This window comes from Frankia sp. R43 (assembly GCF_001306465.1).
Classification (GTDB): Bacteria; Actinomycetota; Actinomycetes; order Frankiales; family Frankiaceae; genus Parafrankia; species Parafrankia irregularis.
In genome coordinates this window covers 427940-448473 of the sequence record NZ_LFCW01000009.1, presented here as the reverse complement: position 1 = coordinate 448473, position 20534 = coordinate 427940, and the positions used below count along the sequence as shown (strand labels likewise).

At 72.6% G+C, this 20534-nt stretch carries 15 protein-coding genes; 6 read left to right on the top strand and 9 right to left on the bottom strand.

Translation table 11 applies throughout. The features are described from left to right. Nucleotides 1-3: 3 nt before the first annotated feature. The 3 genes from ACG83_RS46250 to ACG83_RS33840 form a co-directional block, all read right to left on the bottom strand. Nucleotides 4-2547: a hypothetical protein gene (locus ACG83_RS46250; protein ID WP_235498353.1), complete on the bottom strand. Its 2544-nt coding sequence runs from the start codon at nt 2545-2547 to the stop codon at nt 4-6. 363 nt (nt 2548-2910) lie between these two features. Then, nucleotides 2911-3630, bottom strand: a complete 720-nt coding sequence (locus ACG83_RS33845; protein WP_054570308.1) for a haloacid dehalogenase-like hydrolase — start codon at nt 3628-3630, stop codon at nt 2911-2913. A gap of 645 nt (nt 3631-4275) precedes the next feature. Next, a complete protein-coding gene (locus ACG83_RS33840) occupies nt 4276-5055 on the bottom strand; it encodes a class I SAM-dependent methyltransferase (RefSeq protein WP_054570307.1) in 780 nt (259 codons plus the stop codon). A 152-nt stretch (nt 5056-5207) separates the two neighbouring features. Between ACG83_RS33840 and ACG83_RS33835 the strand changes: the two genes are divergently transcribed. After that, nucleotides 5208-6002 carry a class I SAM-dependent methyltransferase gene (locus tag ACG83_RS33835; RefSeq protein WP_054570306.1) on the top strand — a complete coding sequence of 265 codons (795 nt, stop codon included), beginning with the start codon at nt 5208-5210 and terminating at the stop codon, nt 6000-6002. A 45-nt stretch (nt 6003-6047) separates the two neighbouring features. Here the strand turns inward: ACG83_RS33835 and ACG83_RS33830 are convergent, their stop codons facing one another. Further along, nucleotides 6048-6815 (bottom strand): SDR family NAD(P)-dependent oxidoreductase, encoded by a 768-nt coding sequence (locus tag ACG83_RS33830; RefSeq protein WP_054570305.1) that lies wholly within the window; start codon nt 6813-6815, stop codon nt 6048-6050. 568 nt (nt 6816-7383) lie between these two features. On the opposite strand from ACG83_RS33830, the gene ACG83_RS33825 reads away from it, so the two are divergent. Next, on the top strand, nt 7384-10074 hold the full coding sequence (locus ACG83_RS33825) for a sensor histidine kinase (protein WP_054570304.1): 2691 nt from the start codon (nt 7384-7386) through the stop codon (nt 10072-10074). Nucleotides 10075-10171: 97 nt separating this feature from the next. Here ACG83_RS33825 and ACG83_RS33820 read toward each other — a convergent pair whose 3' ends face one another. The 3 genes from ACG83_RS33820 to ACG83_RS33810 all read right to left on the bottom strand — a co-directional run bounded on the left by ACG83_RS33820 (nt 10172) and on the right by ACG83_RS33810 (nt 13995). Further along, on the bottom strand, nt 10172-11383 hold the full coding sequence (locus ACG83_RS33820; RefSeq protein ID WP_054570303.1) for an amidohydrolase family protein: 1212 nt from the start codon (nt 11381-11383) through the stop codon (nt 10172-10174). A gap of 819 nt (nt 11384-12202) precedes the next feature. After that, nucleotides 12203-13261: a HEAT repeat domain-containing protein gene (locus ACG83_RS33815; protein WP_054570302.1), complete on the bottom strand. Its 1059-nt coding sequence runs from the start codon at nt 13259-13261 to the stop codon at nt 12203-12205. Beyond that, nucleotides 13255-13995 carry a HEAT repeat domain-containing protein gene (locus ACG83_RS33810; protein ID WP_054570301.1) on the bottom strand — a complete coding sequence of 247 codons (741 nt, stop codon included), beginning with the start codon at nt 13993-13995 and terminating at the stop codon, nt 13255-13257. Before ACG83_RS33810 ends, ACG83_RS33815 begins: the two co-directional genes overlap by 7 nt. Before the next feature lie 208 nt (nt 13996-14203). On the opposite strand from ACG83_RS33810, the gene ACG83_RS33805 reads away from it, so the two are divergent. Beyond that, nucleotides 14204-14974 (top strand): thioesterase II family protein, encoded by a 771-nt coding sequence (locus tag ACG83_RS33805; RefSeq protein WP_054570375.1) that lies wholly within the window; start codon nt 14204-14206, stop codon nt 14972-14974. Nucleotides 14975-15031: 57 nt separating this feature from the next. On the opposite strand, the gene ACG83_RS33800 is transcribed toward ACG83_RS33805, so the two are convergent. Further along, on the bottom strand, nt 15032-17131 hold the full coding sequence (locus tag ACG83_RS33800; protein ID WP_054570300.1) for an NAD-binding protein: 2100 nt from the start codon (nt 17129-17131) through the stop codon (nt 15032-15034). A gap of 127 nt (nt 17132-17258) precedes the next feature. Between ACG83_RS33800 and ACG83_RS33795 the strand changes: the two genes are divergently transcribed. The 3 genes from ACG83_RS33795 (at nt 17259) to ACG83_RS33785 (ending at nt 19273) form a co-directional block, all read left to right on the top strand. Next, nucleotides 17259-18158, top strand: coding sequence for an oxygenase MpaB family protein (locus ACG83_RS33795; RefSeq protein WP_152991600.1), 900 nt, complete (start codon nt 17259-17261; stop codon nt 18156-18158). Nucleotides 18159-18353: 195 nt separating this feature from the next. After that, nucleotides 18354-18605: a hypothetical protein gene (locus ACG83_RS45860; protein WP_054570298.1), complete on the top strand. Its 252-nt coding sequence runs from the start codon at nt 18354-18356 to the stop codon at nt 18603-18605. Nucleotides 18606-18835: 230 nt separating this feature from the next. Then, on the top strand, nt 18836-19273 hold the full coding sequence (locus ACG83_RS33785; RefSeq protein ID WP_054570297.1) for an SsgA family sporulation/cell division regulator: 438 nt from the start codon (nt 18836-18838) through the stop codon (nt 19271-19273). A 197-nt stretch (nt 19274-19470) separates the two neighbouring features. Here the strand turns inward: ACG83_RS33785 and ACG83_RS33780 are convergent, their stop codons facing one another. Beyond that, nucleotides 19471-20481, bottom strand: a complete 1011-nt coding sequence (locus ACG83_RS33780; protein ID WP_054570296.1) for an aminoglycoside phosphotransferase family protein — start codon at nt 20479-20481, stop codon at nt 19471-19473. Nucleotides 20482-20534 lie beyond the last annotated feature (53 nt).

Genomic DNA, 20534 nt, shown 5'->3' with positions numbered 1-20534 from the left:
CTTTCAGAAGTCGGCGAACCGAGGGGTGCTGACGGCGTCCCGGGCTGCGCGCAGATGGTCGGCGATGGCGCCGCGACCCACCCGGATCCCGGAGTTCGCGGGATAGCGCCGCAGTACGTCCAGCCTGGCGAGGCGTCGCGCGACGGCCCGCAGCACCTCGTGGCGGACGTCGACCGGCGCTCCGCGCAGTTCGAGGGCCATCTGACGGGTGGTCTCCCAGCGTGGCGCGAACAGGTTCTCGGTGAGTACATAGCCCAGCACCGGAAGTGTGGTGGTGACAAGAGTGTTCCACCGGTCGATCACCGTCGCCCAGCCGCGGGCGGACTGCGCCCCGACCGCCGCGACGCGCTTCTCGCCCTGGGCGTACCGGCTGTAGACCTGGCTCGCACCGGAGACGAGGAAGACCGGATTGAGCAACGCGGCGACCCCGAGGGACACGGCGGCGCCGGTGTAGTCCGGTCGTGGCAGGGTCGCCGGGTCGAGGTCGAGCAGCCGCGACACCTGCGCGGCGAGCTGACCGGTCTCGGCGGCGGCACGTTGCGCGGGAGCGAGCGCGGCCCGCAGCCGACCCTCCTGCGCTTTCAGCCAGGCCGGCTCGCGGCCCCCGGTGAGTGGTTCCAGCAGCCGTGCGTCGCGATGCCGGACGAACGCCGGCAGCACCGAGCCGACCTGGTCCAGGTGGCGCTGCAGCTCGACCAGCCCCTCCGCGAGGGTCGCGGCGGTGCGCGCACGCCCCTCGTCATCGCCCGGCAACGGCACCTGGCCGCCCAGCCTGGCGCCGATCCCGTCGCCGAGCAGCACCGCATGCAGCTCGTAGAACGGGCCGAAGATCGTGTAGAGGAAATAGTCTTCCTCGAGGCCCGCGGCGGCGCGCAGCATGTCCGCGATGTGCCGAGGGTCGGTGAGCGCGTTGCGGCCGGCGACGATGTCGGTGTGCACCGCCCGCACCAGCTCGAGCTGCCCCACGATCGTCGCGTCAGCGGCCTCGGCCGCCTTGGCCATTCCGGTCGCCGCGGTTGCCGCCGCGGTCACCCGCAGTTCCGCCCGCGCCTGGGTGGATGTCCCCGCCACCTCCCGCAGGGCGGAGAACGGCAGGTACAGGTCCACTCCAGGCCCACGGACCCGCAGCGCGTCCGTGGAAACGGCGCAGGCCACCGGACGTCCATCGGCGAGCTCGGCGGGGTAGGGGCCGGTGGCCAACGTCCGCTCGGCCGCGGTCCGCACGCCTGGATGCTCCTGCAGACGCCGGCCGAACGCCGCCGACTCACACTGCACCGTCACCGGGCCGTGCTCCGGGTCGAACAGAACGAACCGCTCGGCGGAGCCGGCGACCCGAAGCCGCGAGTCCGTCAGATCGAAACGTGCCACGACCTGGGAGCTGTGCACTTCCTGCAGCTCAAGGGTGGTGTCATGAAGGACGCAGTCCAGCCGGGCGACGTCGGCGCTGCCTGCCACCCCACGCGCGGCGACGGCAGCGGACGTCCCGAACTGTGCCGGTCCTGTCCGCGGTGGCGTGGGGTGTTCTCCGGAGTGGTCCCTGCCGGCTTCGTCCGCGGTTGTCGCACCCTCGCCCAGCGCCGCGGCGACACCCGCTGCCTCCGGCGATCCCGCCGGTCTCGCCGCGCCGGCCACCCGGTGGGACCCGGTGGCTGTGGCCGCGGCTGCCGCGGTGAGGAAGGCGTGCAGCACCTGCGGGGTGACAAGGTGCAGGATCACGCCGGTGAGGAAGCGTCCATCCAGGACGGCGCCGCCTCGCAGCCGTGCGGCCGTCGGCCCCATGGCGGTCAGCTCGATCCGGTTGCGGGGCCAGTCGACGAGCGTGCGCCCGCGGGAACGCAGCTCCAGCCGCCCTCCTCGCAGCACGACATACGCGGTCAGCTCCGGAAGCGCCGGAGCCGCCGGAGCCGCCGGCGGTAACGGCGGAACCGGAGGTGCTGGCGGTACCGGACGTGCGGGAGCGGCTGGCGGCGCTGGCGCCGCGGGGAACGGGAACGTTGACGAGTGCGGTCTGCCGGCGCCCCCGATCCCCGGCGCGGTAGCACCTGCTTCCACGGGCCCGATCCCGACCGCGGCGCCACTGCGCGCCGTGGGATCGACGCCCGGGCTGGCTGCTTCCGCTCCAGCCCCGCCGACAGCTCCGGACTCGGCAGCTGCCCCGGCCGCCGGGTCGTCCTCGAACAGCAGCGTCACCGACACCGCGCACGGGCTGACGAACGAGGTCGAGGCGGCGTCCGCGAGCAGGCGGCCCTGCAGGCTGGTCAGCACCGCGAGAGCGTCGGGTGGCAGCGGCGCCACTGTGGACGCGCTCAGTGTCCGGTCGCCGGGCAGTCGCGCGTTGACGAAAAGGCGGGTGCTGCTCTCGACGAGCTCGACGGACGCATCCGGGTCGACGGCAGGTTCCAGGGCGGAGAAGACCCCGGCGCCGAGCACGTTCGTCTCGTGGACGTAGACAGCCGGACGGTCGGTCAGCAGCAGCCGGCGACTGCCCATCATGGAGAACCCGCTGGACCCGTGTTCGCGGATCGGGAACCACGCGCTGTCGAACACGATCCGGCCCTGGACCGGTCCGGGTACGGGCGCTGGACCGCCAGGTTGCCGGCCGGCCAGCCGCGCCGCCCTCCCGGCGAGCGCCCCCAGCCCCGCCTGTCCCTGCCCCGGACCGTGCCCTGGCTGTGCCTGCCCGTGACCCGCCGGACCCGCCGGACCCGCCGAACCCCGAGTCATCAGCCCTGGATCGCTCGGCCCCGGACCCGCTGGCGCCGGCCCCGGGCCTGGCTGCGATGGTCTCGGTGGCTGTCCGTCTCCCGGCCCCTGACTCCGCCCTGCCGGGCCCTGGAATCCCTGCATCTCCCTGTTCCTCTCAGGACGCCTGCTGCCCGTGCGGCCCGTGCTGCCTGTGCCGGCCGGGGCTCAGACCGGCAGACCGCGGGTCTGGGCACCGCCGAACATCGCCTGCCACAGGGCGTCGAGGTCGGTCAGATCGGCGAGGACGGCGTCCGCACCCGCGGCGGCGAGATCCTCGACTGTGGTCTCACCGCTCGCCACCGCGACCGCCCGCACGCCGACGTCCAATGCTCCCCGCACGTCATGCGGGGTGTCACCGATGACGATGACGCGGGCGGGCGCGAACGTCCGGCCGTAGGCGGCCTGCGTGCGCTCGATCGCGCGGCGGACGAGGTCCGCACGATCCAGGCCGTCGTCTCCGTAGCCTCCGACGGAGAGGTCGAGGTGGTCGGTCAGCCCGAGGGCACGCAGCTTCGATCCGGTCACCGACCGCAGGTTGCCGGTCACCACCGACTGGATGACCCCCGCGACCGCGAGACTCGCGATGGCTGCCGCCGCACCGGGCATCTGCCGGCCGAACTCCCGCATCCGGTCCTCGATCGTGACGGCCGCCCGCCCCATCGCCTCGAACAGCGCGCTGATGGTGTCGTCGTCGGTGGGAGCGTCGTTGGCCCGCAGCGTGTCCAGCACGATGGCCTGCTCGGTGCGGCCCGTCGTCACGGCCCGTTCCCGCAGCGGACGTCCGATCGTCTCGGCGAAGGCCGCCGCGTGTATCTCCCGGCCCAGCGGCCGGATCGTCAGCAGGGTCGCGTCGATGTCCCACAGGACGAGGGCAGGCTCAGGCACCGCGCCATGATTCCACGCCGCCGCGGACGGACACCGGCAAGCCTGGCAGCCGTCACCGTGCGCACCCGGGACCGGAACTGCCGCAGAATGCCGAGCCCCGGGCTTCCGCTGCCGCCCTCTTTGCCGCCGCCCCTGAGTAGCAAACGAGGATTTCCGCTCCTGCGGAGACTGTGGTAGAACCCGTCCCTCGAACCTTGGCTACTGCCAAGAAGGAGTTGAGGATTTTGGTCGTTCCGGCAACCGAAATCCTCAGCTCTTGCGGATCGTCAAACGACTTCACGACCCCTTTTTCGCTATTGAGGTGAATTGTCGGGGGTGGCGCGTCGGTGCCGGATCCCTGGGGTCGGGCGGCGACTGGGCACGGGCCGCTCGGCCCAGCCGGGGACCCCGGATCCCCGCCGCTTTTCGCGACCTTGATAGACGCTCTGGTGGCGCGGGATCCCCGGCGGGTCGGCATTCGGTTAATGGGCACCCGGCCACCAGGCCAGTATCGGTGGTCTCGGATCCACCACCTCTCGGGATCCTGAGATGCGATCTCCGTCGGAGAATACCGTCAGGGATTGCTCGCCGGCAGTGGCAGTGGCAGTGGCAGCACGAAGCTCGGCATCTCGCTGCCCGTTCCGGCCCCCGCGGGCCGGCCCGAAATCATCGCCGCGGGTCCGGCTTTCGCCAGACGGAGACATGGGTGAGGCTGGCGGCGGTGAAGGGCTGACCGGACCAGCCGCCCCACCGTTCGGCGAGCTCCAGACCGGCGAGGCGGCCCATCAGGTCCAGCTCGCTCGGCCAGGCGTAGCGCAGCTCGATCGGATAGGTACGCAATCCCTCCGGGCCGAGAGTCAGATGCCGGACCTGTACCCGCTGCTCGACCGGGTCGTGGAGGGCGAGGCTGAGCCTGGCCGCGTCCGCGGTCAGGCTGTCGACGAGGACCCGCTGGCCGCGGTCGTAGCGCGTCTGGTCGGGGACGAACGCCTCCAGAACGAACAGTCCACCCGGGCGCAGCGCCGCGGCGACGTTGGCGAAGCAGCGCAGCTGGGTTTCCTGATCACAGAGCATGAAGAAGGTGTTGAACACGACGTACACGAGGCTGAACGGGCCGCCCGGGGCGGTGACGTCGGCGAAATCGCCGACCACGACCTCGAGATCCTGCCCACCGGGTTTGGCCGCCAGCCGGGCGAGCATTCGTGGCGAGGCGTCGATTCCGACGACGGTTGTTCCCCGCGCGGCGAGCGGCAATGCCACCCGGCCCGTCCCGACACCCAGTTCCAACGCCGGCCCGTACTCGGCCCGCGTACCCAGGAAGTCGACGGCCGCAGCACCTTCCGGCCTGCCACCGGGAAGGGAAAACCAGTCGTCGTAGACACCGGCGATCTGCTCACCGTAAAGCGCCGCGCCGAGAACGGCGTCTTCGGAACCTGTGCTGACCATGGCGTGATTCTGGCGCCGAGGCGCTGTTCACGCATCCCATTTTTCCGGTGACCAGTTGCCGCCTGAACGGGTCTCGGGCGGGCCGGGCATGAGTGTTATCCGTATATGCTGTTCGGTGGGAGTGCCCGTGATCCGGCCCAGGGAGTCACCTCATGCCCGGCGCAGCCTTCGGTGATGTGGACTATGAGGCCCAGGGAGGCGGCTACGCCCGGGGGCGTCGCGCCGATCCGCGTATCGCGGCCCTCGTTCACGCCGCGCTCGGGGATGCGCGCACGGTTCTCAACGTGGGTGCCGGTGCTGGTTCCTACGAACCCGACGACCGTCAGGTGCTCGCGGTCGAGCCGTCGGCGTCGATGCGTGCCGCGCGCCCGCCGCACCTGCCCCCGGCGATCAACGCGGTGGCCGAGGATCTGCCGTTCGACGATGCCAGCGTGGACGCCGCGATGGCGATGGTCACCGTGCACCAGTGGTCCGATCCCGACCAGGGGCTGCGGGAGCTGCGGAGGGTCAGCCGCGGGCCGGTTGTGGTGCTCACCTTCGACGGCGACGCCCTCGACCGGTTGTGGCTCGCCGAGTACGTGCCCGACCTGGTCACAGCCGAACGCCGCAGGTTCCCGGCGATCGAGCGTGTTCAGGCCGTCCTGGGCGGTGCCACGACAGTGAGCCCGGTGCCCGTGCCCGCCGACTGTGTGGACGGGTTCACCGAGGCCTTCTACAACAGGCCTGAGCGATTTCTCGACCCGTCCGTGCGGGGCTGCCAGTCCGCCTGGGGCTTCGTCGACCCGGTGGCGGTGGACCGGGGGCTCGCGCGGCTGCGGTCGGATCTGGAGTCCGGTGCCTGGGAGGACCGGTACGGCGAGCTGCGCCGGCAACCGACCTTCGTCGGCGCGCTCCGGCTGATCACTGCCCTTCCCGCCGGCATCGCTCGGGTTGACCTGGGCGGATAGCGGCCCGCAGACGGGCGCTGGCAGACGGCAGACGGCAGACCAGCTTCAGACGGCGGACCAGCCGTTGTCGACCGGCAGGATGACGCCGCTGATGTTGCTGGCGGCATCCGACGCCAGGAAGACGATGGCCGCTGCCTGTTCCTCCGCCCTGGAGCAGCGGCCGGCATTGGCGGCGTACCCGCGCACCACGGTCGGGCCGACGGCCCCGGCGGACGGGTCGAGAGTGATTCCGGTGGCTGTGCCGCCGGGCGCGATCGCGTTCGCGCGGATGCCCCGGTCTCGGTACATCACGGCGAGGGATCTGGTCAGCCCGGCTATGCCGTGCTTGGAGACGGTGTAGGCGGTGCCGGCGGCGCTGCCGCGCAACGACGCCTCGGACGCGGTGTTGACGATCGAGCCCTTCCCGGCCGCCAGCATGTGCGGCAGGGCGGCGCGGCAGAGCAGGAAAGGCGCGGTCAGGTTGACCCGGATGACCCGCTCCCACTCGGCGTCGGAGGTTTCGCCCGCGGCGGACATGCGGTCCATGATTCCGGCGTTGTTGACCAGGACGTCGAGGCCGCCGAACGCGGAAAGAGCGGTGCTGGTCACCTCGTCGACAACGGGCTGCTCGCTGAGATCGCCGACCACCGCGACAGCGGTGCCGCCGGCAGCGTCGATTTCGGCGACGACCCCCTCGGCCGCCTTCTGGTCGATGTCCGACACGACGACCTTGGCGTGCTGGGCCGCGAAGAGAAGGGCTGCGGCCCGCCCGATCCCCGAGCCGGCGCCGGTCACGATGACGCTCCTGTCCCGAAGCCCTGTGCTGTTGCTCATGCGAGTCCTCCTTGCCTTGCGGTCGTCTGCCTCGTGGTCGTCTGCCTTGCGGTTGTGTGCCGCGCCGGTTGTGTGCCGTGCCGGCGGTGCGGCTCCGTGGGTCCGGACAGAGCGTGGTGGTCCGCCGACGTGCTGTCCTGCCACGGTGCACCTGGCCGGGCAGGTGCATGTGCTCAACGCGCCGTGCCCGGCGCGGATGCGGTCTCCAGCCGGTCCGCGTCCGCGTCGGTGTCGTCGTCGGAGAGCGGCCTGGCGTCCACCGGCCTGGGACTCGTCGTGGCGGGATGGCGCCCGGTCCGGTCCGCCCTCGGCGCGGGAGTGGTCCGGCGCTGGCGCGAGCCGCCCGCGCATCCAGTCCGGACGGCGGGCCCGCCCGCGTCACCTGATCAACACATCGATCGAACGTGCGTCCGCGGTCGGCCCGGGTCCGGATGCGCCGACCCGCTGATCCGTCCGGCGCTGTGAACGCAGGCGAGAGTGACCACCAGGTCACTGCCCGGCGCCACCACCGCACGGCAGGAGGTGACACATCCGGAATGCCGGCCGGCCGACATGGCAGGCTGGAATCATGAGAGCACGCTACGGGGGCGTGGCTGACGGCCGGAATCCACTCGGCCCGGAGGCCGTCGGCCGGCGCGCCGAGTCGTCGGGCTGCCTGCCGGTGCCGCGCCGGCGGGTGCGGGAGCAAGGCCTCGCGGGCCGTTCGGGCGCCGTCGGGCGCCAGGCGCCGGAGGATCGGCTGCCCGGAGATCGGGTGCCAGGCGATCAGCCGCTCGCGTCGTCGTCACGGGCGGGCCAGGCTCTCGAGCGATCGGTGCTCTGGGCGCTCGCGGTCCTGCGGATGGCCACCTGCGCCATCACCCTGATCTACGTCGTGCTGTGGTGGGACTGGTATCGCGACAAACCGGTCGCGCTGGGATTCGTCGCGTTCACGGCCGCGTGGGGTGCCTTCCTCGTGGTCCGGATCTATCGTCACGGAGCCGGGGCGCGGCTCGCGCTCGGCACCGTCGCGCTGGCCGTGGTGGCGGCGGCGCTGAGCCCGCACTGCCTGCCGCCCGAATCGGTCGGTGACACCGGGAACTGGGTGACGCTCAGCGTGCTGCACGGTGGCCTCACCGCGGCGTGGGTGCTGCCTCGGCGTGGCTTCGCGGTCGCCGAGGCCGCGCTGCTCGCCGCCGTCGCCGTCGGCGGCCACCAGGGCCGCCCACAGGTTTTCACGGCGGTGGTGCTGACCCTGGTGGTGCCGGTCCTGTTCGCGTTCGCCACGAGGCGGCTGCGGGCCACCGCCCGCCGGGCCGACGACCGTCTCACCTCGGCGATGCTCGGGCATCGGGCCCGGGTGCTCGTGCTCACCCTGGACCGTGACCGCCGTGAGCGGCAGCGGGTCCTTCACGACACGGTCCTGAACACGCTGACCGGGCTGGCCTGGGGCGGCGGTGAGGACCTGGTGCTCGCGCGGCGGCGCTGCGCGGCGGGTGCGGACGCCATCCGGCAGTTGCTCGCCCATGACATCGGCCCGCCGGCGGTCGGGTTGGACGCCGCCCTGACCGCGGCGGTGACGCAGGCTCGGGAACGTGGTCTTGTCGTGCACCTTCAGGGGATCGCGCCCCTCACCGACCCACCGGCCACGGTCGCGGCGGGTGGCACGGCGACCGCGGCGGGCGGTACGGCGACCGCGGTGGGTGACACGGCGACCGGCGCGGTGACCGGCGCGGTGACCGGCGACCCGCCGGCCGCCGTGGTCGCCGCGCTGACGGGAGCCACCGGTGAGGCCCTGGCCAATGTGGAGCGGCATGCCGGCACCGGTGAGGCCTGGGTCCGGCTGGAGCGGGCATCGGGGCAGCTGACGGTCCGGGTCCATGATCACGGTGGCGGGTTCCAGCCCGGCCGGTCCGCCCCCGACCGCCTGGGCGTGTGCCAGTCGGTGCTCGCCCGGGTCCGTGACGCGGGTGGCCTGGCGTCGGTCGACTCGGCGCCCGGCCGCGGGACCGTGGTCACGATGCGCTGGCCGGAGATCGCCCGGCCCCCGACGGAGCGGGCATCCGCTGACCGTGCCGTCCGGGACCGGGCGGTCCGCGGCGGAGCGGACCGGGACCGGGCCGATCGCGGGACTCGTACCGGAGCGGAGCTGGCACGGGAGGAGACCGCTGAGGATCTTCGCCGCGACTACGCCGCCGGCCTGCGGGTCGCGGTCGCGGGGGTGGCCCTGGCCTGGCAGATCATCATGGTGGTGCCGCTGCTGGTCACCCTCGGCCGGGTCCGCTCGCCGCTGGCCGCGGTGGGGGTGTGGTGCGCGCTCGGTGCCGCGACGTTCCTCCTCGCGGCTGTGGCGCGGCGTCGGCCGCTGTCGGCCGCGGATGCCGCGGGCGTGACCATGCTGACCGTCGGCGCGGCGCTGGCCAGCGTCAACGTCGACAACGCCGAGCTGCTGCGGATCACGAACTGGCCCGTCATCGTCGTCGCCCTGCTGCTGGCCTTCGTGACCGCTTCCCGCCCGCCCCTGCAGGCGGTCGCCGCCGCCGGGGTGGGCCTCGCCGCGATCGTGGTGACCGTGATCGTCCGTCAGGCGACGGATCCGCTGACCCTGTCGCGGCTGCTGGCACTGGTCTACGGAATCGTCGGGCTCCAGCTCCTCGTCGCGATCATCGGCTCGCTGTTGCGGCGGACGGCCGACACGACCGCGCGGGCCACCCGCGCCGAGGCCGAGACGCACGCCGGGCAGGACTCCGACGCGATGATCCGCCGTGAGCGGGCCCGGTGGCTCGGGGCCATCCGCGACGACGTGCTGCCCATGCTCGACACCCTGGCCGCGGGCGACGCCGATCCGCGGGACCAGGGCTGGCGCTGGCTCTGCGCCCGGCAGGCGGCCGGCATCCGGCGCAAGCTCGCCCAGGAGGACCAGAGCGCGACCCTGGCCTCCCTGGCCGCCGACATCGAGACCGTCGTCGCCGCCGCCGAAGGCCGTGGGCTGACGGTCGAGGTCCAGATCGCCACCGAAGCGGGCCGGGTGGGCTTCCCCGTCCCGCTCGACCTGCGCGCGGGACTGGTCGACCTGCTCGACCGGACGCTCGCGATGCTGCCGGAGAACAGGGCGCTGCTCACCATGTGGAGCGACGCCGGTGGTGGCAGCGTGTTCGTCTCCGCCGCCTGGCCCGGGGACCGCGCGCCACCCACCCTGACCGGCGCCGTGGCCGCCCTGGTCGACGTCGACGACGGACGTCTCACCGTGGAGCTGCGCTGGGAGAACCGGGAGGACTGAGCCCGGCCGGCGCCCGCGGCGGCGCTCACCCCCGAGGCGCTCACCCTCCGAAGCAGTCTCCCTCCGAAGCGCTCACCCGGCGGTGCTCACCCCGCGGTCAGGGCAGGCGTGGGGCCAGGGCTGGGAACAGGCGCAGCGCGTTGCCACGGGCGATCGCAGCCCGGGTCCGTCCGTCCAACGCGGGGTCGGAGCGCAGGGCCGCGATCCCGTCGCCGAGGGTGGCGGCGGGGACCATGTTGTAGTCGGAGCCGAACAGGATCCGGTCCGCGCCGGCGGCCGCGAGCAGGCTCGGTGTCGAATAGGGGGACATCGGGCCGGCGGTGTCGTACCAGAACCTGCGCAGGGCGGAGCGGATGGTTCCCGGGTCCGCCCCGTAGCCGAGCGCGCGACCGAGCGCGAGACGTCCGGCCAGGTAGGGGAAGACGCCGCCGCCGTGGGCGAGGATCCACTCGATGCGCGGGTGGCGGTCGAGGGCGCCGGAGACGACGAGCTGGATGGCCGCGCGGGCGGTGTCCGCCGCGTAGTCCACCAGGAAGGCGGGCACGGCGATCGGTGTGGCTCCAGGCAGGTCGAACGGATGAACCAGCACCACCGCGGACCGCTCGTCCAACGCGGCCAGCACCGGTTCCCAGCCGGGATCGCCCAGGTAGCGAGTGCCGGTGTGGGTGGTCAGCAGCACCCCGTCGGCGCCGAGGCCGTCGAAGGCCCGGTTGATCTCGCTGACGGCGTCCGCCGCGTCCAGCAACGGGATCGTGGCGAGCCAGCCGAACCGCTGCGGATGCCCGTGCGCGATCTCGCTCAGGCTGTTGTTGACGATGGTGCTCAGCTCGACGGCGAGCGCCGGCGTGGGGGTGAACGCCGCCGGCACCGCGGCGGAGAGCAGCGCGAGCTGGATTCCATGGCCGTCCAGGGTGCTCAGTGTCGTCTCGACGTCCCACCGGGTGGGCAGGAAGCCGCCGGAGGCGGGAATCGCGCCGTGACCGACCAGCCAGTCACGGACCGCCGTCGGCATCATCGCGTGATGGTGGACGTCGATGAGCGGGGGAAGACGCGCTGCCGACCGGGCGACAGGAACCGAGCCGCCGGCCGGTTCGGTCGCCGCCGCGGCGGGGGCGGCGGACGCGGCCACCACGGCTGCGCTGGAGAGGACCCCGGTCGCGGCCAGGAGCAGACCACGTCGGGATGCACCGGCAGACGAGCCGACGGGATCCCGGCTGTCGGAGGTCGGGCGGTCGGAAGTCGGGCCGTCGGGAGCCAGCCCGTCGGGGGTCGGTCCGCCGCGGGTGAGCATTAGCTGGTGGTCGGTCATGGCGAGGTCCTCTCCGCGGGAACGCAGGTGGATGGATGGGTTGGACCGGGTAGGCGGCGCCTGGCGGGGCCGGGCCGCGGGAGCCGCAGCGGCGAGGGCCGTTGGTGTTCGGGAAATTTCGACGCGTCGGAGCCGTCGCTCCTGACGGTGCAGAAGAGTTTGGTAACGGGCGCCGGGAGATGCCGGACAGTTATTCCGGTGATGGATGGAAACGCGTCACCGCACCCGGTCGGCCCGATCCCGTAGAAATGCGGAAATGCGGCCGTGGAAGCCTGGTCTGATCCGTTCGCGGATTCAACGTCGCCGAATGTCCGGAAGGGTGGAGCCGAGAAAACGCGTCAAGGCGAGCTGACTTTCAACGGATATCGGGCGGCCAGCTGGGTGCCGGCCTCTCCGGCTTCGCCGTGGCGTGCGGCAGGTGCGCGTCGTTCCCCGCCCACCGGTCAGACTGGCGTAGATCCACGCAGGTCAGAGCTGCTATGGCCGGGTGGTATGACGGGTGCGGGAACTGTGTGGACCCCGCCCGGGACCGCCGGAAGACGTCTTCGCCGGCAGCTGCCGGCGGACGCCCGGCCGCTGATTGTTCGCACGTTACCCCCCGGTGCGGCGTGAGTGGCCACCGTGCAGGAATGCGGTGGCCGACCCGGTCGGCGGCTGGGCCTGCTGATTGCGGCGCCACCACCCGCCGCTGTGATTCTAGAACCGCCCCGGGGGTTGTGGAAGCATTGTGCGAAGGTTTTTTGGGATGACGAGTGGATTTCCTGTGCACGCAAGCGGCCCGGGCGCCGGATCGGCGAGATTTCGGTTGGGATTTTCCGGTCAGGTGTCGGGATTTCCGGGCGGTCTGCCCCCGCGCGTTCGGTCCTCGGGGGTCCGCGCCTCGAGAACTCCGACGAAGGCCGAGGCGACGAGGGCGACGGCAGGGTCGTTGTCGTGGGCCAGCTGGCGCAGGATCTCCCGCGCGGCCGCTCCCGGTAGCTCGACCAGGGCCTGGGCCAGGCGTATCCGGACCGCGGAGTCCGCGGTGTGCGCGGCGAGCTCGTCGGCCAGGGCGGTGATGATCCGGCCCGCCCACTCGGGATCCCGGGCCAGTGTTCCCAGAGCCTCCGCCGCGTCGACGTCGTAGGAGCCCTCGACCACCATGCCGACGAGGGTCGGCACGGTCGCGGTCACACCACGCCGGCCCAGCGCCAGAGCGGCGTGCCCGCGGACCGTCGGGTCCGGGTCCTCGAGGGCGTCCGCGAGCGCCGCGGTCACACCGGGGGCCTCGGACATCCCGGCGATCGCTCGCACGGCGCGCCGCCGGATGCCGACGTCCTCCGAGCGCACGCCGGCGGCCAGTGCCGCCACGCCGTCGCCGCCCGACCGGGCGAGCGCCCAGCGCAGCGCGCCCGCCACGTTGGGGTCGGGCTCGGCCAGCACCGCACCGGCCAGCAGCTCGGCGGCCACCGTCGTACTCTCCGGCCGGGTCAGGACGGCCTGCTGCCTGCGCGCGGCACTGGTCGAGGCAAGCTCCTGCATGAGTTCGACGATGCGCAGGACGTCCCGCCAGCCGGTGGGTGCCGACGCGTCGATGGTGCGGAGCCGCCCGAGTAGCTCCTGTTCCCGCTCCAGGCGGTCTTCCGCCCACCGGACGAGGTCACTGACCAGGGCGGAGGGTGTGAAGGACGGGTCCTCCAGGGCACGTCCGACCTGCCTGAGCGAAAGTCCGAGGGACCGCAGGCTCTCCACGTGGAAGATCCTGCGGATGTCCTCGTCGGAATAGTCGCGATAGCCGCCGACCGTGCGGCCGCTCGGTCGCACCAGCCCCAGGGCGTCGTAGTGCCGCAGCATCCGGGTGCTCACCCCGGAATGACGGGCCACATCCCCGATCAGCAATCCGCGGCCCCCGTGGCTCCCGCCCCCTCGGCGGCCTTCGTGCCGGCGGTGACAGCGGCTCCTTCGGGGCCGAGCGCGACCACGCGCTTCGCCTCGTCGATGGCCGCGTTGAATGCGGTCTCCGGGTCGTGCAGAAGAACCCTGGTGGCACGGGCGTGCGCCGCCGCGGCCGGGTCGGGGCCGGCGGCGGCCTTCTCCAGAGCCGGCTCGATCACGTCGCCGAGCTCGACGAGGGCCCGGCTCAGGCTCCGCTGCAGGTCGCGGTCGCCGCGGCCGAGCTCCGTGACCAGTTCGTCGACCAGGCCCCTCCTGCCGTCCTCGGGAGCGAGGGCGACCGCGACACGCCACGCGGTCCGCGCGACCTCGTCATCGGCATCGTGCAGCAACGCGGCTGTGATCCAGGCCCACGCACTCCTGTCACCGATCTTGCTGAGGGTGTGCAGCGCCTGGCCGCGGGCCGCGGGGCGCTCGGAGCCGAGTTCCCGGCGGAGCCGGGGCAGCGTGGTCTCCGGCGGCAGGCGGGTCAGCGCCCAGGACAGCATGTCTCGCACAAAGAAGTCGGGCTCGACCGCGCACCGCTCGACGAGCGTCTCCAGAACGCCGGGGTCGGGGTCAGAGCCGGCCGCCAGGGCCGCCTGAAGCCGGACCGACGAGTCCCGGGCGCCCAGCGCGTCGGCCACCCGGGTGCTTCGCGGGGTTCCGTCTGTCGCGTTGATCGGGACCACCTCCTGCACCCAGTGGACACCTTGTCACGGTGTCAAGGTCAAGCTCGTGACCGGCGAACAGTCGTGCGTGCATACCGGCCCCGTCGCACCCGCGCCGCGGCGGCAACGTGAGGTAGCCGGCACTCGCGGCGGGATGACTGGTCGAAGGCGCCTGGTGAGTGGTCTGATGACGAAGGCGCCAGGCTGACCCGCCTTGTCGCTGTTTGTCTCCGTCCAGATGGTGGTGACCTTGACCGGCGACGTGGATCGGTGGATCCGGCGGTTCAACCGAGGTAACGAGTCCGGCCCGCGGCTGGTCTGCTTCCCCCACGCGGGCGGCGCCTCGACCTTCTTCCATCCGCTGTCGGTGGCCCTCGCCGACGTCGCCCAGGTCGTCGCCGTGCAGTACCCGGGCCGGCAGGACCGGCTCGGTGAGCCGCCGCTGACGAGCATCGCCGCACTCGCGGACGAGGTTGTCGCCAGGGTGGCGCAGCTCGACGACCGTCCGACAGCCTTCCTCGGGCACAGCATGGGATCCATCGTGGCGTTCGAGGTGACCCGGCGGCTGGAGGCCGACCCCGCGGCGCCGAAGCCGCTGATCCTGTTCCCCTCCGCGCGGCCGGCGCCGTCCAGGGGGCGTCCCGGCGGCGTCCACCTCGGCGGCGACGAGGCCGTGATCGGCTCGATCGCGGCGCTGGGGGGCACCGACCCCCGTCTGCTGGGCGACCCGGAGCTCCTGGCGCTCATCCTGCCGGCGACCCGTGCGGACTACCAGGCCATCGAGACCTACCGCCCCGAACCGGGCGCGACGGTCAGCGTGCCGATGTGGGTGACGATCGGCGCCAGCGATCCGGCGGTGACCGAGGACGAGGCGCTGGCCTGGCGGGAGCACACCACCGGCGACTTCGACCTGCTCGTTCTCCCGGGCGGGCACTTCTACCTCACCGAGCAGATCGAGGTCGTCGCCGATCGGATCCGCACGGGACTGCTCGGCGTCACCGCATCCTGAGCGGCATCGCGTCGTCCTGAACCACACCGCATCCTGAACGCCGCCGTGTCCTGATCGTCAGGGCTGCGCCGGGGCGTGGCCGGCGAGCTGGTTGCGCCGGACCATCCCGATGATCCTGGTCACCGGGCCGACGACGAGCAGCTCGTCACCGGCCTGCAGGCGGGTGTGCCGCCCGGGGCGGTAGTCCGCCGTCGGGCCGGGGCCGCCATCCGCCGAGCCGGCGGTGCCGGCCACGCCCGTGGTGCCGGATGGGCCGGCGGCGCCCGCGGGGTCCGTCGCACCTGCCGTGCCCGGGGCCTCGTCCTGGGGGCCCTCGTTGCTCTGGCACCGGGTCACCGCCAGGACCCGGGTGCCGGTGGCCAGCTCCGCGAGGGCCGGGCCGACCAGGCCGCCGCCGGCCCGGATCGTCAGGCGGGCCACCAGGAACGGCGTCCCCTCCACGTAGAACGCGCTGATCACCTCGTGGCCCATGGCCGCGGCGAGGAAGTGCGGGGCGGCCAGCGCCGTCGCACTGCGGGCCGTGTGGATACCGAACCGGCGCTCGACCTCGTCGGCCATCGTGGCGTCGAAGACCCGCATGACGATGCGCAGCGGGGCACCGGACCCCGCCCGGTGTGTGCTGGCCCGGGTCTCGCGGGCGGACAGCACGGTCTCGAGGTTGGCGTGCCCGTCGCTCGTCATCGCCGCGATGGTGGCCGCGTGCGCGACGCCCGCCTCGAGCAGCGTCGAGCGCACCGTCGCGTCCCCGACCACCACCGGGACCCCGCGTTCCCGCGCGACCGGCAGATAGCGGTTGTTCACATCCCGCTCGATGACGACGATCTGCTCGCCGGCACGCAGCAGCCCCTCCATCGTCGCCAGCCCGACCGAGCCGAGACCACAGAGGATCACATGCCTGCGGACGGTGCTGGCCTGCCCGAGCCCGAACGACCGCTCCAGCCGGCGGCTGATGATGACGTTGGTGATGAAGGCGTAGACCACGGCGACGGACAGCGCCCCGAACAGCATCAGGCAGACTCCGTAGGCCTGCAGCCAGGCGTCGGCCGCACCGAAGTTGTAGTCCCCGAAGCCGACCGTCACCATCGTCTCGACGGTGAGGTAGAGCGCGTCGAGAGCGTCGAAGCTCTCCGGCGCGGCCGGGTTGTTGTCCTGGTACGTCAGGGTCAGCACGATGGTGCTCACCACCATCACGCTGGTGACGACGGCCAGCGCCCGGCGGAACGGCCGGTCGAGCTCCGCGCGCACGGTCGCGGACAGCTCGCGCAGCCGGCGCAGCCGTACCCTCCCGGCCCGGCGCAGCCGGGCCGCCCGCAGCCCCGACCACAATCCCGCGGGCGCTTCCACGGACGTCCCACCCGCTGCCGCGGCGGCGGCGCCGACGGGGGAGACGGTGGGCGTGGCGGCCGTGGAGGGCCGGCCGTCGGCGGTGAAGGAGGCGAACACGCGGGCGTCGTGTACGTCGTCCACCGCCAGGCCGCCGGCGCGCAGCTCGGCGAGCCGGCCCATGACGACGAGACGGTCCCCGGGTGCGACGACGACGTCCCGGGGCGGGCACAGCTCGGCCAGCCGCTCACCGGCCCGGCGCAGCGCGACGGGCGTCAGGTCGCCGTAGAGGGCGCGGAAGGGCGCCTCGGTGGGCGCCTCCTCGTCCACCACCGCGAAGATCTCCCCGGGTCCGGCTCCGTCGGCCGGTGCGTCCAGGGTGAAGGCGTGGATCACCGTGGACCGCACGCACGCCTCGACGAAGCCCGGCCCGGCCAGGTCGCCGACGCTGCGGACCCGGACCTGGGCGAATGCGTCCTGCAGCTGCTCACCGAGCCCGACGTTGCTGATGCTGGCGACGATCCTGGTCCGCGGCGCGCTGTCGGCGGCGACGAGACAGATCTGCAGGTTCTCCAGGTCCCGGTCGTGGCAGGTGATCAGCGCCAGCGCCGTGCCGAGCCCGGCGTCGTGCAGCGACTCCGACAGTCGGCCGCTTTCGGGGACCAGCGTGACACCCATCCGCTCCAGTCGCCGGCGCAGCCCAGGCGCTTCGTGGTCGTCGACGACGACCGCCCGCACACCGGCGGCGTCGAGCTGCTCGACGATGCTCAGCCCCAGGTCGTTGAGCCCACACACGATGACGTGGTCGGCGTGCGCCGATCCGGTGGCCCCCATACCCGCCACTGAAGCATGCTGCCGCGGCCGGCCTGACATCCGCCGTCGGGAAGGCGGCGGCAGCCGGCGGGTTGAGCGGTTCCACACGGTTGGTCCCGCCTGCCTTGCTGGGGCGCATGATGGATGGGTGACGTCCCCCAGGTTGCGGATCGGCACCGAATCCCTGCGCACCCGCGTGGCCGGGGAGGTCTTCAGCCGGGTCGCCGGTACCCGCGGCCCCGCACGGCGGGAACGGATCCTGCGCGCCGAGGGGGAACGCTGGTTCGGCGAGGACCGCCCGATCCGGCGGGTACACGGCGACACGGCGATGTTCGTCGGCGGGCTGCGCGCCCTGCTGCTGCAGTCCCTGCACCCACTGGCCATGGCGGGCGTGGCGGACCACTCCGACTATCGGCAGGATCCCTGGGGCCGACTGCAGCGGACCAGTTACTTCCTGGCCGTCACGACGTTCGGCTCGGCGCAGGATGCCGAGAAGGCCGTCGCCGCGGTGCAGGCGGTCCACCGGCGGGTCCACGGCACCGCGCCGGACGGCCGGCCCTACTCGGCGGCCGACCCGCATCTGCTGCGGTGGGTGCACGTGGCCGAGATCGACAGCTTCCTCACCGCCCACCAGCGGTACGGGGCCGCGCCGCTGAGCCCGGCGGAGTGCGACGACTACGTCCTGGACGCCAGCCTCGTCGCGAGCAGGCTCGGCGTGCCCGACCCGCCGCGCACCCGCGCGGAGCTGGCCCACCAGCTCGCCGGTTTCCGCGACGAGCTGGAAGGGACCCCCGAGGCCCGCGCGGCGGCCCGCTACCTGCTGGTGCGCGCCCCGCTGCCGGCGGTGGCCCGGGTGCCCTACGGCGCGCTCGTCGGCGCGGCGGTGGGGCTGATGCCGCGATGGACCCGCTGGCCGTTGCGGCTGCCCTACCTGCCCGTCACCGAGGCAACCTGGGGGCGCCTCGCCGGTAGGGGAGTCGTCTCGACGATCCGCTGGGCGACCGCCGCCCGTGGCGAGGCGGCTGGCGAGGCGGAGCCGGCGGCCTGAGATCCTCGTCGGTGGGCAGGCGCGTCCCCCTCACGGACGCACCTGCCCACCGGACCGGGCGGGCCGTCCTCGGCGGGCAGCCACGCCCGCGCCAGAACGTCCTCCTGAGAAGTACGCCGGGCTCCCGCCACACCCGCGACGATCTTTCCCAGCCGGCTCGGATAGGCGCATGATGGGCTGGGTAGGTGATCGACCATGCTGAACTGGCTGCGGCGGCAGGCGTCTGGCAGGCGTGCGGGCGAGCGGGTGGACAGCTCGGCGTGGAATCCGTCCGGGTGGTGGTGGTGCATGCAGCACCAGCGGGCGGAGAACCCGCCGGACGCCCCCGGGCACCGGCGCCTCGGCCCGTACCCGACCGCGGCGGCGGCCGAGAACTGGCGGGACGAGCTCGACCGCCGCAACGAGGACTGGGACGAGGAGGACCGTCGCTGGGCCGGCGACCACTGAGCCCGCGGCTGGGCGGCGGTGTGGTGGTGTGGTGGCGGTGCCCGGGAGGTGGCCCGGCCGTGGTGGGGCGGGGCGGGCGGCCTGACGGCGGCGTCCCGCCAGGTCGGGTCGTTCGTACTTCACCCCGGCGACAAAGGCCGGATGATGCCGGCCGCCGTGGATGACACCGTTCTGTAACGACAGAGTCGTGTGTCTTCACACAACGCCAGCCGCCGGGGTGGGAGGGCCTGATGAGCCGCCGTCCGATCGTGTCAGACGCCGTGACCTGGGAGTTCAACGCCACGTACCTGGCCGAGAGCGGTGAGCGGGTACCGCTGCCGACCAGCCTGCGCTACGACCCGACAGATCCGATCGCGATCACCATGAGCATGTGGGTCACCGACCAGCGGGCCGTCGTGTGGACGTTCGCCCGCCGCCTCTTCGTCGACGGCTCCCGCCGCTGCGCGGGCCTGGGCGACGTCCGGGTCCGGCCGATGGTGCGGGATCGCCGCCGGGTGCTGCTCGTCGAGCTTTCCAGCCCCGGTGGGCACGCGCTGATCGAACTTCCCGCCAACCGGGTGAACGACTTCGTCAACCACACCTACGACCTGCTGCCCGTCTCGGCGGAGGACGCGGTGATCGAGCACGACCTGGAGCTGCGCGTCCTGCGCGGCCGCAGCCGCAGCTGACCCGCGGCGGCTGATCTACCCGGTGGCATCCGGACGTCCGGACCTGGTCTGGACGGACATCCGGTGCAGGGCGATCCGGCGCCGGCACCGGGTCGGCGCCGATGGTGGTCCGGTGATGTTTGTTCTGCGTTGCGACTGCAGCGAGGCGTACTTCGGCGAGCGAGTATCGCCTGATGAAGCTCCTATTCCAGGGAGGTTCAGTGGTCGTTCACGGATAGGAAGGCGAGCGCCTTCTGGATGCTACGCTCGGCGATGCCTCTCATGAGGACGCGGTCGGGGAAGTCGCCGTCGAGAAGCCGCAATGGTCCGGCGACGAGAGACAGGCGCATCGCCAGCGTGTAAAGCGTCAGACGCTTTTCGTCGAGGTCACTGCGCTCCAGCCACCGGTAGTGCTCGCCGAAGCGCAGTCGCAGGAACGTGTGCTCCCACTCGACATCGAAGAACATCAATCCCTCGATGTCGATGAGCACCGGCTGCCCGTGTCGGTCCACCAACACGTGGTCCGGCCCGAGCTCACCGTGGATGAGCCCGTGCTGCGAGCGTGGGCAAACGGCCGCAGCCAGTGTGCGAACTGCGGTCTCCAGGCGGTCGCGGGAGCCCTTGATCCGCGTGTCGCGAGAGGCGGCCTCGGCGAGGTCGTCGAGCGCGCGGTCCAGGACGGCCTGCTCACATGACCTGCCCTCGGCGGTGCGACCCCTGTCGATCAGGGCGACCTTGCCGAAACGTGGGCCCTGGTGCCGATGCATCGCACCGAGTGTCTCCGCGAGTCGCTTCATGGTTGTCTCCACGCTGCGCGGGTCCTGGCGGAGCAGGTCTTCCAGGGTGTCGCCGGGCACGTCCTCGACCACGGCAGCGTCCGCCGGGTAGTGGCACCTGCTCCGGTCAATCAGGCGGATCCGGGGCGTGCGGACTCCGAGGGCGTCCAGCTGCCGGTGGGCGGCCTCGAAGAGCTCGATGCCGGAGGCGGGCGAGAACGGGTCCGCATGACTGTCGGTGTCGTCGGCCTGTGGGGTGGTCCAGTAGTTCTCGGCGTCGTCCCAGATGTAGACGATCGTGGTGGAGTCGTCGTCGAACGTGAGGCGGTACACGCCCTTCTTGCTTCCGCCTCGGAGTCGCGAGACGCCCACGAGGCGATGTTCGGTGCCCAGGGCCGTATACGCGACGCCTTCCAGATGATCCCGTGTGGCAACACTGCGTACCACGTGCACGACCTGCTACCCCCATGCGTCGGCGTGAACGGCTGCGATGGTCCGGTCGAACC

Excerpts from the sequence above, each read along its gene's own strand:
- ACG83_RS33840 (WP_054570307.1), bottom strand. The coding sequence starts at position 5,055 with ATGGTCAGCACAGGTTCCGAAGACGCCGTTCTCGGCGCGGCGCTTTAC.
- ACG83_RS33835 (WP_054570306.1), top strand. The coding sequence starts at position 5,208 with ATGCCCGGCGCAGCCTTCGGTGATGTGGACTATGAGGCCCAGGGAGGC.
- ACG83_RS33830 (WP_054570305.1), bottom strand. The coding sequence starts at position 6,815 with ATGAGCAACAGCACAGGGCTTCGGGACAGGAGCGTCATCGTGACCGGC.
- ACG83_RS33825 (WP_054570304.1), top strand. The coding sequence starts at position 7,384 with ATGAGAGCACGCTACGGGGGCGTGGCTGACGGCCGGAATCCACTCGGC.
- ACG83_RS33820 (WP_054570303.1), bottom strand. The coding sequence starts at position 11,383 with ATGACCGACCACCAGCTAATGCTCACCCGCGGCGGACCGACCCCCGAC.
- ACG83_RS33805 (WP_054570375.1), top strand. The coding sequence starts at position 14,204 with ATGGTGGTGACCTTGACCGGCGACGTGGATCGGTGGATCCGGCGGTTC.
- ACG83_RS33800 (WP_054570300.1), bottom strand. The coding sequence starts at position 17,131 with ATGGGGGCCACCGGATCGGCGCACGCCGACCACGTCATCGTGTGTGGG.
- ACG83_RS45860 (WP_054570298.1), top strand. The coding sequence starts at position 18,354 with ATGCTGAACTGGCTGCGGCGGCAGGCGTCTGGCAGGCGTGCGGGCGAG.
- ACG83_RS33785 (WP_054570297.1), top strand. The coding sequence starts at position 18,836 with ATGAGCCGCCGTCCGATCGTGTCAGACGCCGTGACCTGGGAGTTCAAC.